At 62.6% G+C, this 13,593-nt stretch carries 13 protein-coding genes and 1 tRNA gene; 8 read left to right on the top strand and 6 right to left on the bottom strand.

What is annotated here, in order from left to right:
* Positions 1-24 precede the first annotated feature (24 nt).
* Positions 25-744: a TorF family putative porin gene (locus ACZ1JV_RS14030; protein ID WP_465152025.1), complete on the bottom strand. Its 720-nt coding sequence runs from the start codon at positions 742-744 to the stop codon at positions 25-27.
* 822 nt (positions 745-1,566) lie between these two features.
* On the opposite strand from ACZ1JV_RS14030, the gene ACZ1JV_RS14025 reads away from it, so the two are divergent.
* The 6 genes from ACZ1JV_RS14025 (at position 1,567) to ACZ1JV_RS14000 (ending at position 7,325) form a co-directional block, all read left to right on the top strand.
* Positions 1,567-2,712, top strand: a complete 1,146-nt coding sequence (locus ACZ1JV_RS14025; protein WP_465152024.1) for a helix-turn-helix transcriptional regulator — start codon at positions 1,567-1,569, stop codon at positions 2,710-2,712.
* 102 nt (positions 2,713-2,814) lie between these two features.
* A complete protein-coding gene (locus ACZ1JV_RS14020) occupies positions 2,815-3,831 on the top strand; it encodes a hypothetical protein (protein ID WP_465152023.1) in 1,017 nt (338 codons plus the stop codon).
* A gap of 78 nt (positions 3,832-3,909) precedes the next feature.
* The gene (locus tag ACZ1JV_RS14015; protein WP_465152022.1) at positions 3,910-4,416 is read left to right on the top strand and encodes a hypothetical protein; all 507 of its coding nucleotides are present in this window, start codon (positions 3,910-3,912) and stop codon (positions 4,414-4,416) included.
* A gap of 115 nt (positions 4,417-4,531) precedes the next feature.
* Positions 4,532-5,152, top strand: coding sequence for a C39 family peptidase (locus ACZ1JV_RS14010; RefSeq protein ID WP_465152021.1), 621 nt, complete (start codon positions 4,532-4,534; stop codon positions 5,150-5,152).
* A 9-nt stretch (positions 5,153-5,161) separates the two neighbouring features.
* Positions 5,162-5,902 carry a hypothetical protein gene (locus ACZ1JV_RS14005; RefSeq protein ID WP_465152020.1) on the top strand — a complete coding sequence of 247 codons (741 nt, stop codon included), beginning with the start codon at positions 5,162-5,164 and terminating at the stop codon, positions 5,900-5,902.
* A gap of 25 nt (positions 5,903-5,927) precedes the next feature.
* Entirely contained in the window at positions 5,928-7,325 is a 1,398-nt protein-coding gene (locus ACZ1JV_RS14000) for a transporter (protein WP_465152019.1), read from the top strand.
* Between the two features lie 110 nt (positions 7,326-7,435).
* Here the strand turns inward: ACZ1JV_RS14000 and ACZ1JV_RS13995 are convergent, their stop codons facing one another.
* The 5 genes from ACZ1JV_RS13995 to ACZ1JV_RS13975 form a co-directional block, all read right to left on the bottom strand.
* A complete protein-coding gene (locus ACZ1JV_RS13995) occupies positions 7,436-8,677 on the bottom strand; it encodes a hypothetical protein (protein WP_465152018.1) in 1,242 nt (413 codons plus the stop codon).
* 134 nt (positions 8,678-8,811) lie between these two features.
* Positions 8,812-8,887, bottom strand: a tRNA-Lys gene (locus ACZ1JV_RS13990).
* A 38-nt stretch (positions 8,888-8,925) separates the two neighbouring features.
* Positions 8,926-9,435 (bottom strand): 2-amino-4-hydroxy-6-hydroxymethyldihydropteridine diphosphokinase, encoded by a 510-nt coding sequence (folK, locus tag ACZ1JV_RS13985; protein ID WP_465152017.1) that lies wholly within the window; start codon positions 9,433-9,435, stop codon positions 8,926-8,928.
* Between the two features lie 25 nt (positions 9,436-9,460).
* Complete coding sequence (gene aguB / locus ACZ1JV_RS13980) at positions 9,461-10,324, bottom strand: N-carbamoylputrescine amidase (RefSeq protein WP_465152016.1); 864 nt, start codon at positions 10,322-10,324, stop codon at positions 9,461-9,463.
* A 13-nt stretch (positions 10,325-10,337) separates the two neighbouring features.
* Complete coding sequence (locus ACZ1JV_RS13975; protein WP_465152015.1) at positions 10,338-11,210, bottom strand: class I SAM-dependent methyltransferase; 873 nt, start codon at positions 11,208-11,210, stop codon at positions 10,338-10,340.
* A 135-nt stretch (positions 11,211-11,345) separates the two neighbouring features.
* On the opposite strand from ACZ1JV_RS13975, the gene msrA reads away from it, so the two are divergent.
* Together msrA and ACZ1JV_RS13965 are read left to right on the top strand one after the other, a co-directional pair.
* A complete protein-coding gene (gene msrA, locus ACZ1JV_RS13970) occupies positions 11,346-11,891 on the top strand; it encodes a peptide-methionine (S)-S-oxide reductase MsrA (protein ID WP_465152014.1) in 546 nt (181 codons plus the stop codon).
* Positions 11,892-12,405: 514 nt separating this feature from the next.
* Entirely contained in the window at positions 12,406-13,494 is a 1,089-nt protein-coding gene (locus ACZ1JV_RS13965) for a choice-of-anchor A family protein (RefSeq protein ID WP_465152013.1), read from the top strand.
* Positions 13,495-13,593 lie beyond the last annotated feature (99 nt).

Raw genomic sequence — 13,593 nt, 5'->3', positions numbered from 1 at the left:
TTCTAGCTCCTGCAAAACGGAGAATCAGAAGCCGGCGCTGAGGGAAACCAGCGCGGCGCCATCGGCCTGATTGCCGTGGCTGAGGTTGGTATCGATGTAGGAAAGGCCCAAGGTGAGCTTGTCGAACGTAACGTCCGCGCCCAGCGACCAGTCGTAATAGCCGCCCGGCTTGGGGCTGATCGCACCCTTGCTGCGGCCGCCATGGGCCTTTAGCGTGATGGGGGTTCCGGGAACCGGCGCGGCCGCTTCGCCGAACAGGTAGAGGTGGTCGCCGCCCAGCGCGGCCTGATCCCAGCTGTACCCGCTGCCCACCGTCGTGCGGACCGGGCCGAAGTCGTAAGACAGGCGCGTCGTGGTTTCGAAATACTCGATCTTCGCGGCGCCCTGCCCGCCGCGCTTGCCGCCGGGATAGCTGTAATAGGCCACGGTCACGTCAAGACTGGTGCGCTTGGCGATCGTGCCCGCCCAGCCGCCGTAGAGGTCCACCTCGGTCGGGCCATAGCGGTCGCCCAGCCCCAGCGAGGAACCCCAGGTGCCCACATAGAGCCCGCTCTTGTGCGCGAAGTTGATGGTACCCTGGATGGCCGGGTCCTTGCCCGTGAGCGAGATGCCGCGAAAGCGGTAATCACTGATGAGCGTGACACCGCCGGAAACGGTGATGGCGGGGGTTTCTTCCTGAGCGTGAACGGGGGGAGACATCAGAACTACGATCGGGGCGAGCCCCGAAAGAATGGCAAAACGCATGAAGTCCTCTTCTCGGGACGTTGGCAGACTTTGCCATTATAGGATGACATCGTCGGTCATCGGGCTGCGGCGCACCGGAATCCCACGGGTCTGTCCAAAGTTCCAGCGATTACAGGGATATAGGAGATTGATGCGGGATCGCCGCCGGAAGGCCCGGCGGCACTTCCGATGACGGACCCGGCCAATGGCGAATTCTGCCGATTCGAACGCCGGTCCGACGGCCCGGCAACGGCTGCGAACGGCAATGCGGGCATCTTTGCCAACCGCACATCGATTTACGCAGATGGCGTGCAGAAATGCGCACTTTCCGAGCACTTCCCAATGAACTCTTGGGAGTAAATCGAAAGGATGATCCTTACCGAAAAATGCCCCTCAATCCATTGAATGGATTGCGAATCATATATCAGATGACGGACGCGGCGACAAATGCGTAGAGCCCCGCATTTTCACCACTTATTTTCCACCATAACTCATTTGAGACGCAGAAAGTCCGAAAGGATAAAAATCCGACAAATACTTTTATCAATCGAAACCTCTATTGTATTTTTTTGGTAAATACCGATAGAAGACACATGGTGAATGCACCGAAATTTGGAAAAATTTTGGCATAATTGAAGTGGAGAAGAGGTAGCCTGATCGCGTGACTTCGATTGTCGCAACCACGACAGTCGGCGGCTGCCATCGCGCGCCTTTCCCCAGCATGGAGTGCTTTCCAATCAGACGGAATCATCCGATGACGGAAAACATCCTGAAACAGCAACTTAGGTCGGTTGACCCGATGCAACTGGATCGGGAGCCGCTTTGGTCGGAAGGAAACACACCGTGGTGCGATCCTCGGCAACGCAGTGGGACCAGCTGGCGATCGACAGCCTGTTCGATCTGGTCACCCGGCACCTGGATTGCCCCATGGCCGTGGTAACGCTGCACAAGGCCGAAAGCGAACACCCCGAAATCATGGCTCTTTCGCAGATGGCGGACAGCCTGGCCCACGGAATCGCCCATTCGATCCAGCAGGCGGCGGCCTATGATGACTGGCGATCCGAAACCACCACACTGCGCTGCGGGCACTTCGATATCGAGAATGTGCTCCTGCCCGATCGCGTCCGCAGCGCAAGGCGCATCACGTTTTCCTGCCCGGTCGATCCGGCGTCCTTCCTGGCACTATCCGTCTGCCGCTTCGACACCGACGAGTGGGCGATGCGCGCCCTTGCCGCGCAAGGAATCCACGGCTGGGTAGAGGCCTATCTCCGCCTGTTCTGGGAAGCGAAGCTGCATCGCGGCCGCGCCGGCGCTCTGGCCGAAGGGCTGGACCTGTTCGATTTCGGCACTTTCCTGCTGGACGTGGACGGCAACATCATGTTCGCCAATGTCCGCGCGCTGCAATTGCTGGAACTTGGCAATGGCCTGCGCCGGGCGGGCCAATCGGTGACCGCCACCGATTTCGACAACGCGGTGCGCCTGCAGACCGCCATCCATCACCTTGCCCATGACCGCCACAGCCGCCCGGCAGAGATCGACGAAACCTCGCTGATCCTCATAAAGCGCATGAATGCCCGGCCGCTCGTCGCCGTGGTTGCACGGTTGCCGGAAGCGCTGCCCGGCCACGGCCCCGGCCATGGCGGCGCCGCCATGGCGCTCTACGTCCTCGATCCCGATATCGACGCCCGTCCGCTGGCGACGGCACTGTGCCGGGCCCATGGCCTGACAGTATCGGAAACCGAACTGGTCATGCGTCTGGTAAAGGGCCTTACCATCGATGCCGCCGCGCACGACATGCATATCCAGCCGCAGACCGCCCGCGCCTATCTGAAACAGATCTTCGCCAAGACCGATACCCACCGGCAGACCGATCTTGTCCGGATGATCCTGCGCGGGGTGGTGCATATCCGCCCGTTTGCCGCGCCGCCCTCAAATGGGGGTAAGGATTCTACTCATTTGAGGGCGGAGCAAGCACCTGTCTGGGGCTAAGCCGCCCAATCGCTTCGGGTTATATCGCCAAGGCACGGCGTCTTGCGGAAAAGGTGTCGTCTCGATGGCTGGGAGCAGCCGTTCAACGCGAAAGGATTAGCCATGAGATATGCCCTGTTACTGACGGCATCGGCCGGCGTATTCGCCTTGGCTGCAAGCCCAACATTTGCCCAGACAGCCGGTAGTGGCGGCAGTCTTGCGAATGCAACCCGGGGTTCGACTGCAACGTCAACCGACAGTTCGACGAACACCAACACCAATACCACGACGAGCACCCCCACCACTACGACGACGAATACCAACACGCAGACGAGCACCCCCACGGACAATTCGAATTCCAGCGATTCGTCCGGGCTTGGGTCAGCCAATAACGGCGGCACGTCGGCCATTACGACCGACGCGCATGACGCCAGCAACAGCAGCGATTCCAGCGGCGCGAACTCCGCCAACAACGGCAGTTCATCCAGCCTCTCGGTCGCCGCGGCCGGCGCAGGCAGCGATTCCAGTGGCGCGAATTCGGCCAACAATGGCGGAACGTCGAACCTGGCGCTCGACGCCCACGATGCCAGCAACAACAGCGACTCCAGCGGTGCGAACTCCGCCAACAACGGCGGAACGTCGAACCTGGCCGTCGATGCCCATGATGCCAGCAACAACAGCGATTCCAGCGGCCTCGGCTCCGCCAACAACGGCGGCACGTCCAATCTGGCGGTGGATGCCTCCGGCGCGGGCAGCGACTCCAGCGGCGTGGGCTCTGCGAACAATGGCGGCACCTCGACCAGCACTTATACCACCCAAACCACCTATTCGGCTCTGGCCGGCACGGTAACGGGCGGCGAAGTCACCTTCTGGCAGCCCTCCGAAGGCGGCTCCGGCGGCGGCGGCGGCAATGCCAATGCCGGCAACCGTACCGGCGGCGACGGCGGCACCGGTGGCGCTGGCGGCACCAGCGGCAATGGTGGATCGCCAACGATGACCTGGAACGCATCGTTCGATAACGGCGCGTTCTCCAACTTTGCAGGTCTGAATGCGATGAACGTGAACACCGGCGTGTTCGCATCGCAAAACGCCAGCATCAACGTGGGCGCCACCATCGGTACGCTCAGCCTCGGTCAATAAGCAGTGCATGAAAGACCGGCCGCCCGCCCGGGCGGCCGGTCCCCCTCTGGTGCAGTTCCATTCGAAGGAGGCCCTCCTTTGGTCCGCGCTCACACCCTCATCGCCGGCATCATCGCCCCCGGCCTGCTTTACGCTGCACCCGCATTTGCCCTGGACGAGGCCGTCCCGTTAAGCCCGGCCCTATTAAACCCGGCCCCATTAAACCCGACAGCGCCCGCTGACGCGCGTTCGGGGCCCGCGATCCCGTCGCCTGCCTCCCAGCATGACGCGGTCTCTCCCAACACACCGCTGCCGCAGCCGCAGTTCGCAAACGACGCGCCGTTCGCCGATGCCTCCGTCGTTGACGAAACCCGGCTTGCGGACATTACCGGCATGGCCGACGTGAAAGTCATCGAACAAGCGGCGAATGCCGCCAATACCAGCACCATTTCGGGCAACATCATCAACGGCGACCCGACGACCGGGACGATATCGTTCGACGGCGGCGCGTTCGGCGCCTTCAACGGTCTGGCGCTGATCAACACGAACACAGGCAACAACGTGTCCATCAATTCCGCGATGAACGTTAATGTCGCGATCCAATAACGGGACCAGCAAGAGGGCCGGCAATCGCGCTGCCGGCCCTCTTCTGGCGCCCCCCCTAATGATCGTCTTTGCGCTACTCACAGGCTGCGCCAGCCCCGTGCCGCCGACTGGCTCCATGCTCAGTCTTTCCGCCGGCGACTATGCCCTGCCGGTCAAGAGCATGGCGGAACGGCGCTTTCTTACCGTGGTCCGCCAGCGATACGATTTCAGCTGCGGCTCGGCCGCACTCGCTACTCTGCTGCGATACCACTACGGCGACCTGCAGAGCGAACAGAGCATCTTCGTCGGCATGTGGGGCGAAGGCGACCGCGAACAGATCAAGCGGCTCGGCTTTTCCCTGCTGGACATGAAGCGCTACCTCGACGCGCGCGGGATCAAGGCAAATGGCTACATCGTCACGTTGGACGATATACGGCGCACCGGCGTCCCCGGCATCGCCCTGATCAATCTGAAGGGATACAAGCACTTCGTCGTCGTCAAGGGCATAGAGGACGGCAAGGTGCTTGTCGGCGATCCCTCTCTGGGCATCCGTCTGATCGATGCGAAGCAGTTCACCGCGATGTGGAACGGCATCCTCTTCGCGCTGGCGGACGGGCTGGATCGCGGCAAGAGCAGCTTTGGCCGTCAGGAGGAATGGGCCCTGGTCCCGCGAAGCCGGGTGACGCTGATGATGGAACCGGCCAGCCTTCAGGCCCTGGAACTCACCCGAGCCCAGCCATACCCGTTCGTGATGTAGGAGGGCGTGATGGTATCATGGCGCGCAGGCAGTTGGTGGATCGCAGGCGGTCTGCTGCTGGCCGGCGCTGCCAGCCCCTGCCTGGCGGCGACCGAGGGGAATTCCATGCCTCTGTCCGCCTCACCTCCCGTTCGCGATGGCGCGGGCCTGACATCCGCGGCTTATGAAGTAAGCCCGCTGTTCGGCACATCGGCCACGCTGTCCGACCAGCAGCTCGACGCGCTGCGCGGCGGTTTCGAACTGCCCAACGGCATGGACGTGGTCGTCGGCGTGGACATCCAGACCCTTGTGAACGGCACGCTGGCGCTGCGCAGCGTGCTCAATACCGACACCGGCAACCCGGTCGTGTTCGTCGGCGATGGCAGCGGCATTGCCGGTTCGTCGGGCTCCACCGCCGGCGGCGTCGTCGTCCACGTCGGAGGCACAACGACGGCGATCCAGGCAGGGGCCGGGCAGCAGCAGGTCACGCTCACGCCGAACGGCCCGGCGGTCTCGACCCCATCGGGATCGGTGCAACTGGTGCAGGACGGCAGCGGATCGCAAGTAGTCCTGAATGGAAATTCACTTGAATTGCGTCAAATGATAGGTAGCCTCACCGGAAGTATTGTTGCAAATACAGCGAACGACAGAACCATTGACACCGTAGTAACCGTTAATGTCGATGTGCAGAATTCGGGACTGCTCGCCGGCAATGCGGTGCTTCGCGCAAATTCGATTGCTCTTGATACAGCGGGTCGCGGCATCCGTTAGAGACATGCGATTGTGGGGAGGATGGATGAGAGGCTTCCTGGCAAGCACAGTAGTGCTGTTCGCAATACTGCCCCGGCCGGCCTGGGCGCAGGCTGATCCGGAAGGCGCCACGGCCGATGCCGCCAAGCGCACGGCGCCCGATCTCGCAAAGCTGCAGGCCCAGATAGACGCCCAGCGCCGCGCCATCGAGGAACAGCGCCACGTTCTGGACACACAGGAACTGCAGCTTCGCCAGCTTCAGGACTCGTTGCTGGAAGCCATGCGCGGAACCGGCATTCCCGGCCCGCAATACGGCCGATCTCCGCTCTCCTCCTCTTCCGCCTCGTCGCCCAGCCCTGCCACGGCATCGCTGGCCGCTGTGCCGCAATCGAGCGCGCCCCCTGCCCAGCCCGGCGCGCAATCGCCCGATAGCCTGACCAGCGTGGGCGAGAAGCCGACCGAGCGCCCCCGGCCGCAGGAAGTCGCCGTGCTGGCCGCGCAAGGCAGCGTCCTGACCAGAGCCGGCCGCCTGACGCTGGAGCCGACGTTCCAGTACGCCCGCGATGACCGCAATCGCTTCGTGTTCCGCGGCATCGAAATCCCGCAATCCGTACTCGTGGGCGTGTTCGATATCAACGAGAGCCGGCAGGACGTGCTGACGGCGGCAGCCACGGTGCGCTATGGCCTGACCAACCGGATCGAGCTGGGCGTCCAGGTGCCGTGGATCTATCGGGACGACACCGCAGTCCTGGTGCCGCTGGTTCAGAACCCGCCGCAATCGGGCACCGGCACGGTAAACACCTCAGCCCATTCGACGGGGCTTGGCGACATCCAGTTGCTGGGACGATACCAGATCAACAACGGCACGGGCGGCTGGCCGTTCCTGACGGCCAATGTCCAGGTCGTGATGCCCACCGGCACCGATCCCTATGGGGTTCCCCGCGATGTGCTGGGCAACGCCACCAAGGCGGCAACCGGCTTCGGCTTCTGGGGCGTGCAGCCCAGCGTTACGGTCATCATGCCGTCCGACCCGGCCACGATCTTCGGCGTCCTGGGCTATACCCAGAACTTCGGCAAGGACGTGAACACCCGGATCAGCGACGCGCAGATCGATCACGTAAAGCCGGGCTCCGGCCCCAACATGACGCTGGGCGTCGGCCTTGCCCTCAACGAACGGGCATCGATCAGCTTTGCCTATGCGCACAACTGGCTGTTCGGCACCAAGAGCCGGATCCGCCCGATCGAGACCCAGAATGGAATCGAGACGTACGGCGACCCCATCGTCACCTCCACTCGCGACCTCCAGATCGGCCGCTTCCTGTTCGGCATCAGCTACCGCGTGAACCAGCGCACGACGATCAACTGGACGGTAGAAATGGGCGTGACGGACGACGCGACCGACATGCTGACCAGCCTCCGCATCCCGATCACGTTTTTCCGGTAGAAGGCAGCTAAATCCGGCGTTGCGGACCGCCAAAACGGGCAGTTTACCCGCGGCTCGAATCTCGCCGCAATTCAATCAAGCTGGATTTGTTATCAGTGGACGCAGCCCAGCTATTTGGGCGCGATGAGTTCCGCGAACTTTTTGGATATTTCAGGAACCCAACCTGCGTGCATCGCCTGAGCTGCTGACGGAGGTATTAGCGATGTAGAAGATGCCACCGCCGCAAGCAGTTGAAGCGCCACAACACCCGAACCCACCTTTACCGCTGTCTGCACGCCTTTGTTCATAGATCCAAACAGCTCGATACCTGCGCCAAAGACTTTGCTAGTGAGGTTTTCAAGTGCCGTCCAAGCGCCGTAGAGCGCCCGCTTGGATGCCAACTTTGGATCTCTAATGGCCTCAAATAACCAATTGAGCGTCTTAGGAACTTCGGGATCAACGTTCGGGCCCGCCTTCTCCAAAGCCGTTATAAGCGCCCTGCCTGCGTGGTAGACTTGCCTGACGTCGACTGGATTGATGTCCGCTATGGCAGCATGCTCGGTGAACTTTTGCCAATCTGGGTACATCGAAACGTACAGACCTACTGCCGATGAGTATGTTTGGAGCTTAGCAAAGAGAACAGCCGGCGACTCTTCTTTGAACTCGTGAAGCGTCGTTTCGAGCACCATGCGCTTCAGGCCACAGCGGATTATTCCTTCCTCGCTGCCAACTGCCTCTTGAAGCTCAGTCACCAAGCTGGCGACCCGCTGATCCATGTTGGACTCGTGAAAATGTTCGAGGATTTCTTCCCCTATTTCCAAGACCGCTATCCTAGATTGGTCGGCAACCCTTCTGTCGTCAACGAGCGCATCCGCTGGCTCCCGCTGGATCCGCAACACGCCATCCTCTATGGTAAACTTGACAGGTGCAATCTTCTGCTCCGGCAGCGCTTTACGGATAGCCTGGGTGGTTTCAGCTGCAATTGCAGCTTCTTGAAAATCGCGGAAGCTAGCGTATTCATCGAGGACGGACACGAGTTCGTTAGCGAGAAAGTCGCGCCCTCCCCGCTTCCCGCCAAGCCGCCTGCTTCCTAAATGTGTTTGAAAGAACGGGTTGTTGCCAATCGCGACGAACTGCCCGATCGCGTAGTCCAATTCGCCAAACACGATCTTCAATGCGCGGACCGGCTGCGGGCCATCCAGCCTGCGCGTGATGTTTTCAGTCGCCGCCTTCACCGCTCGCCCTTCGCCGCTCGCTGGCCACTTCGAGAGGAGCTCGACAGATTCGGCACCAATCTCGTGGGCGAGCGTCCTCAGTTTGCGACGCGTTATCCGCGTCCAAGTCTGTACATTCGTCTGAGGGCTGGTGGCCACGTCCCGAGTTCCCGCTGTCATCCCGATGCGTGAATCGCGCTCGGATCCAGCCTACTATCACGCCCCTCCACGGCAAGTGGAGCCCATTAACTATGTCGGTCCGAGGCGCGTAATTTGTTCTGGATCTTGGAAAGTGGTGAGCCCTGCTGGGTTCGAACCAGCGACCTACTGATTAAAAGTCAGTTGCTCTACCGACTGAGCTAAGGGCCCCCGTTGCCGGGCGCTGTCGTGAACGGCAGCGGAAGGGGTCACCTAGGGGCAGGTCGGGCCTTGGTCAAGCGGGCATGAAGGTGGTTTATCGTCAGACCTGTCAATGGATCGCGCCAGGTGCCCACAATCCGGCGCGCAGGGCCGAGTACGAAGTCGCGCGAGCGGAATGCAGGATGGGGGATAACCAGGCTTTCATCGCCCTCTCCCGCTGCCCACGGACCGCCGTTCCACAGCACGATATCGAGGTCCAGCACGCGTGAGCCCCAGGCGGCGCCCATGCGGCGGCGGCCGAACTTGTGTTCGATCTTGTGCAGCTTGCGCAGCATCTCGTCCGGCTCTCGCTTGCTGCGCACCAGCGCCACGGCGTTGGCATAGCGCCGGCGCGACGGACCAAGCGGCGCGCTCTCGATCACCGGTGAGGCGGCCAGCACCTCGTACTTGCCCTTGTCCAGCGCATCCAGCGCGGCGGCGAGCACCTTGCGCGGCCCGCCGTGACGCGGATGGCGCATGTTGGAGCCGAGCGCGACAAGATACTTGTGCTTCGCCAAAGTGCCCGGCTCCCCCGTGTTTTGTTCAGATGTCTTGCGCGATGCGCGTGTAGAGCTGCGGCCGGCGATCACGGAAGAAGCCCATGCCGGCGCGGTGCTTGGCCGCACGGGCAAGGTCGAGCGTGGAGACCAGCACGCCGGTTTCGTCCTTGCCGAACTCCGCGACGTAATCCCCCCATTCGTCGGTGATGAACGAGTGGCCGTAGAAGGTCTGCTCCGTCCCGCATTCCGATTCGACGCCGATGCGGTTGGCGGCGATCACCGGCATGCAGTTCGATACCGAGTGGCCCACCATCGCGCGGCGCCACATGCGGCTGGTGTCCAGCGTGGCGTCGTAGGGCTCCGAGCCGATGGCGGTGGGATAGAACAGCAGTTCCGCGCCCATCAGCGCCATCACGCGCGCGCATTCCGGGTACCACTGATCCCAGCACACGCCCACGCCGACCTTGGTGCCGAGCACGTCCCACACCTTGAACCCGTCGTTGCCGGGGCGGAAGTAGTACTTCTCTTCGTAGCCGGGGCCGTCGGGGATGTGGCTCTTGCGATAGGTCCCGATGATCTCGCCATCGGTGCCGATCATCGCCAGCGTGTTGTAGTAGTGGTGGCCGTCGCGTTCGAAGAAGCTGGTGGGGATCACCACCTTCAGCTTCGCCGCCAGCGCCTTCATCGCAATGACAGAGGGATGCTCGGCCGTCGGGCGGGCGATCGCGAAGAGTTCCTCTTCCTCGGTCTTGCAGAAGTAGGGGCCGGAGAACAGTTCGGGCGGCAGAACGATCTGCGCGCCCTTGGCGGCGGCTTCCTCTACCAGCGAGGAGACGGCGGCGATGTTCTCGCCCTCGTCGGCGGAATTGAGCGCGAGCTGGAGCGCGGCAACGGTGATCTGGGTCATTTGCGGGCCCCTATCAGCCTCGCTTGCGGAACAGAAGCGTCATCCGGTCGCTCTCGCCGATGGAGACGTACTTGGCGCGGTCCTGATCCTTCAGCGCCAGCGTGGGCGGCAGCGTCCAGACGCCGTCGGGCCAGTTGGCCGAGTCCTTCGGATTGGCGCTGGTTTCCGACTGGCCGACCAGATCGAAGCCCTGCGCCTCCATGAACTTGATCACGTCCGCCTGCTTCAGATAGCCCTTCGATCCATCCGCATAGGCATCGGGCGCATCTGCCTTGGCACGGTGCTGTTCGATGCCGATCAGCCCGCCGGGCTTCAGCAGATCGCGCATCGCGGCGAATTCGCTGGTGGCGATGTTCCAGCGCAGCAGGTTGTGCAGCATGCGCGGTACGATGATGACGTCGAACGTGCCCTTCTCACCCGCCGGGATCGATCCGGTGGTATAGGCTGCGAAGCGATCCGCCGGCAGGCCGGTGAACTTCGCCACGTCCGCCGCGTATTCGTCCGCGTCCTTGCGGATCTTCGCCTGCGTCTCCGGCTTGAAGGCCGGGCTGTCGGGATTGTAGTAGAGCCCCACCAGATGGCCCTGCTTGCCAAGGTAAAGCCCCAGCAGGCGCGAATACCACTCACCGCCGGGCGCATATTCGCCCACCTTCATCGTCGGGCCCACGCGGAAGAAGCTGAGCGTTTCCACCGGATGGCGATACTTGTCACGCGCGCGGTCCGCCTCGCGCAGTGGATTGGCGGCAGCCAGTTCCAGCAGCGCCTCACACCCCTTGCAGGCCTGCGCCTGCGTCTTTTCGTCCGCAGCGCTGGCGGCAACGGGGGCGGAAATCGGCGCGGCAAGCACGCCAAGGAACGTCGAAAGGGCGATCAAGGCGCGGCGCATGGCGAGTCTCCGGAATGTGAGGCTGAATGTCAGGCGTATCGTTGCCGCGAAGGTAGTTCGCCTTCGCCCAATGACAAGCCATCAAAGTGTACCTATCTAGCGACCAAACTCCCCCTCATGAGGATCAAGGTTACAATGGAAACGGCAATCGTTGCAGGCGGATGCTTCTGGTGCACCGAAGCGGTGTTCCGCGATGTCATCGGCGTGGACTCGGTCGAAAGCGGCTATATCGGCGGCACTGTCGCCAATCCCACCTACAAGCAGGTCTGCGAAGGCACCACCGGCCACGCCGAAGCGATCCGCGTGAATTACGATCCCTCGGTGCTGTCTTACGGCGACCTGCTGGACGTGTTCATGGGCACGCATGACCCGACGCAGCTGAACCGCCAGGGCAACGACGTGGGCACGCAGTACCGCTCCGCCATCTTCCCGCTGGACGATGCGCAGGCCGCCGAGGCCAAGGCAGCCCTCGCCCGTTCGAACGAGGACAACGGCGGCAAGGTCGTCACCACCATCGAAGGCTTCGCCGACGGCAAGCAGAACGATGCATGGTACCCGGCCGAGGACTACCATCAGGAATACTGGGACGGCGAAGGCCAGCGTAACCCCTACTGCCTGGCGGTGATCCCGCCCAAGCTGATGAAGCTGCGCAAGAGCTTCCAGAACAAGGTCAAGGGCTGAGGGTGTGGGGGCTGGTGGGGAGCGCCGCACGGTGTCCCATCGGCCCCTCACTTCGTCATTGCGAGCGTAGCGAAGCAATCCAGGGCCGTCTTGAGCCGCTCTGGATTGCTTCGTCGGCTTCGCCTCCTCGCAATGACGATGCAGAATTGAATGTGCGTGAGATCGCCCACGAGGCCTCAAAACGCCCCCGTCACCGCACCTTCACCCCCCGACTAACAACCTAAAACCCCGTCATCCCCGCGAAGGCGGGGATCCCGCTTCTTCTCCTTGGCGAGCGGGGCGCGAAGAAAGCGGGGCCCCCGCCTTCGCGGGGGCGACGGAGTTTGGTGCTTGCGCTCCTAGAACTATGTTCCCCACCGCTTGCGCACCCCCACCCATCCCCGCAATTAACCCCGCGTTAGCTATCCCCATCCGCCCTGTCTCATCGCGAGACACGGCCAAACACACGGTTTCCAAAGTATTAGGAAACGGTAGGTAGTTCGCTAAACGAACTTACCATTGGCGAATCCCCCAGATGTCTTCCTTCCGCGCACTCACTGGCAAACTTTCCCTCTCCGTCGCTATCGCCGCGGTCGCATTCGCGGCCACGCCAGCGATCGCCTCGTCCGACATTGCCGGGATCGACGTGCTGAAGACCTGGAACCTGGTGGTGCTGGGTGACCTTACCTCGTCCTCCGAAGTGGAAGGCCGCACCTTCGTCGGCGGCAATCTGGACGGCAATGCCTCCAACTACCAGATCACCGCCCTGCCCGCCTCCAGCACCGGCACGCCGGGGCTGACCGTGGTGGGCGACGTCAATGGCGGCTACAAGAACCTGAACAACGGTTCGGGCGCCGTGGTCGGCGGCAACGTCAACAGCGGCCTCAACCTCAACGGCGCGGCGCAGACGGTGCAGGTGGGCGGCACGATCAGCAACACCAACGTCAACAACAACACCGTCACCTCGGGCCTTGCCGCCAGCAATCCGCAGTTCGTGCAGGACCTGACGCAGCAGAAGAGCCTGATCTCCACCTCGATGGAGAGCCTCAGCCATTCGATGAGCACGCAGGCCGCCAACAGCCAGCTGTCGATCAGCGGCAACACCGGCACCTTCACCGCCCAGCCCGACTCCAGCGGCGTGGCCGTGTTCAACATCTCCGCCGCCGACCTCGACAAGATCGGGGAGATCAAGTTCAACCTCAACGGCGCGGATACCGCGATCGTCAATGTCTCCGGCACCTCGATCAAGCTGAACGACAACTTCCTGGGCGGCACCCAGAACCTTGGCGAGCACGTCATCTGGAACTTCTACGAGGCGGACGACCTCTCGCTGACCACTGCTTGGGGCGGATCGGTTCTGGCCCCCGGCGCGGCGGCCACCACGTCGAACTACATCCAGGGTTCGGCGGTGTTCGGCAGCCTTGTCCAGAATGGCGAGATGCACGTCGGCACCTATACCGGCGGCTATACCCCTCCCAGCGATCCGGGCACGCCCTCGACCTCCGGCGGCAGCACTTCGGTGCCGGAACCCGGCATGCTGTCGCTTTTCGCACTGGGTCTGGGCGCGCTGGTGTTCCGCCGCCAGCTTGGCAGCCGTCTGGCACGCCTGCGCAAGGTGGGCTGACCGCGCTAGAGTCGATCGGCTCTAGAGTTGTAGCCAGTCCCGCCGCCAGGCGCCTTGGCCTTCCCGCCGCACGCCGCTGCCGCAACGATGGCAGTTGCC

The organism is Novosphingobium sp. BL-S-19 (assembly GCF_055521675.1).
This window is presented reverse-complemented; position numbering and strand designations above follow the sequence as displayed.

Coding starts and splice junctions, on each gene's coding strand:
- ACZ1JV_RS14030 (WP_465152025.1), bottom strand. CDS start 744: ATGCGTTTTGCCATTCTTTCGGGGCTCGCCCCGATCGTAGTTCTGATG.
- ACZ1JV_RS14020 (WP_465152023.1), top strand. CDS start 2,815: ATGAGATATGCCCTGTTACTGACGGCATCGGCCGGCGTATTCGCCTTG.
- ACZ1JV_RS14010 (WP_465152021.1), top strand. CDS start 4,532: ATGCTCAGTCTTTCCGCCGGCGACTATGCCCTGCCGGTCAAGAGCATG.
- ACZ1JV_RS14005 (WP_465152020.1), top strand. CDS start 5,162: ATGGTATCATGGCGCGCAGGCAGTTGGTGGATCGCAGGCGGTCTGCTG.
- ACZ1JV_RS14000 (WP_465152019.1), top strand. CDS start 5,928: ATGAGAGGCTTCCTGGCAAGCACAGTAGTGCTGTTCGCAATACTGCCC.
- aguB (WP_465152016.1), bottom strand. CDS start 10,324: ATGACCCAGATCACCGTTGCCGCGCTCCAGCTCGCGCTCAATTCCGCC.
- ACZ1JV_RS13975 (WP_465152015.1), bottom strand. CDS start 11,210: ATGCGCCGCGCCTTGATCGCCCTTTCGACGTTCCTTGGCGTGCTTGCC.
- msrA (WP_465152014.1), top strand. CDS start 11,346: ATGGAAACGGCAATCGTTGCAGGCGGATGCTTCTGGTGCACCGAAGCG.
- ACZ1JV_RS13965 (WP_465152013.1), top strand. CDS start 12,406: ATGTCTTCCTTCCGCGCACTCACTGGCAAACTTTCCCTCTCCGTCGCT.